This is a genomic window from Pseudomonas sp. DF5 (genome assembly GCF_058148225.1).
In genome coordinates this window covers 1-1,632 of sequence record NZ_JBYVYM010000058.1, presented here as the reverse complement: position 1 = coordinate 1,632, position 1,632 = coordinate 1, and the positions used below count along the sequence as shown (strand labels likewise).

Below are 1,632 nucleotides of genomic sequence, written 5' to 3'. Positions count from 1 at the left end.
CTTTTGGCCGATTCTGTTGAAAAAGTCGGATTTTCAGCTGGCCCGAACACAGGCACGACTACCATCGGAGAACCTACTCACCACATTGAGTGGTTTCTCGGCCCTTCGTTGACCTTTGCTGCTCGGTTATTGGGTTGGTTTGAGGTTTTTTGCTTAGTGCAGACGCACCTATCCCGGGACCGGTGGCCCTTGAGAGGTAAATTTGGCCAGCCGTCGCAGGTTCTGCACCGCAGCGGCCAGCGTGAATTCATCCGTCGCGCCACTCATGCCACGTAGCCGCAGGCGATCCAATTTCAGGATGCGCTTGAGGTGGGCAAACAACATTTCGACTTTTTTACGTTCGTGGCGAGAGCGCTGATATGCCGGCGTTGCTGCAATGCGCCGCGCCACATCGCGCGCGGCTTCATGGACGCTGCGAGCGATCTTGCGGAACGCAGTGTTCGGGCAGCACTTGGCTTTCATCGGACAGGCAACGCAGTCGGTCTGCCGGGATCGGAAGATGATGGTGTTGGCCTTGGTGACGTGTGAACGCTCGTTCTTGAAGGCTCGCCATTCGCTGCGCAATGCGTTGCCGGCCGGGCAGCGGTATTCCTCAACCTCTTCATTCCAGTGGAAATCGTTGCTCGAAAAACTGTCGTTCTTGCGCTCGGTTTTGTCCCACACCGGCACGTGAGGTTCGATGTCTTTTTCCTCCACCATCCAGGCCAACATCGGCGCTGTACCGTACGCGGTATCGCCGATGAGGCGTTCCGGCTTGATGTCGAACTGCGCTTCAACGCGCTCGATCATCGTCTTGGTGCTCTCGACTTCGGCCGTTCGATGAGCGGGTGTAGGCTCCACATCCACGATTACGCCGTGCTCGGTATCGATCAGATAGTTCGTGGAGTAAGCGTAGAAAGCTGGGCCGCCTGGAGCAGCGGTCCAGCGGGCCTGCGGGTCCGTCAGCGATAGGCGCTTCGGTAGCGTTTCGGCCAAAGCCTCTTCATCGAGGGCTTCAAGGTACTCACGCACGGCGCGGGTGCTCAGGGCCGGATCGCTCCAGTTGACCTGTTCATCACCCGGTACGCCGCGCTGCCGACTCGCATCCGCTTTGATGATGCTGGCGTCCACGGCGAAGCCTTCGCCCTTGACCAACCCCGCGTCCATGCAGCGGCGCAGCACCTCATTGAACAACCAGCGAAACAGATCGCTGTCCCGAAAACGGCCGTGTCGATTCTTGGAAAAGGTCGAGTGATTAGGGACTTCATCTTCAAGGCTCAACCGGCAGAACCAGCGATACGCCAGGTTCAGATGGGTTTCTTCGCACAGCCGCCGTTCTGAGCGAATGCCGTAGCAATAGCCCACAATCAGCATGCGGATCATCAGCTCAGGATCAATCGAAGGACGCCCAATTGGGCTGTAGAAGTCGGCTAGGTAATGGCGCAGGTCGTTCAGATCGAGACACCGATCAATGCTGCGCAGAAGGTGATTGGCGGGGATGTGATCTTCGAGGTTGAACGAGTAAAACAGTCGATCCTGCCCACTCGATAACTGTCCCATCATGCTGTGTGCTTCCCTGCTGGCCAATGCAGAGATTTTGCCGCAGGCCAGACAGGGGAGCTACTTTTTCAACAGAATCGGCCGTTTTCTGCC

1 protein-coding gene is annotated in these 1,632 nt (G+C 57.5%); it reads right to left on the bottom strand.

The window, feature by feature from the left end; genetic code table 11:
* Positions 1-168: 168 nt before the first annotated feature.
* Positions 169-1,542: a transposase gene (locus AC30D7_RS28675; RefSeq protein WP_490136320.1), complete on the bottom strand. Its 1,374-nt coding sequence runs from the start codon at positions 1,540-1,542 to the stop codon at positions 169-171.
* Between the last annotated feature and the right edge of the window lie 90 nt (positions 1,543-1,632).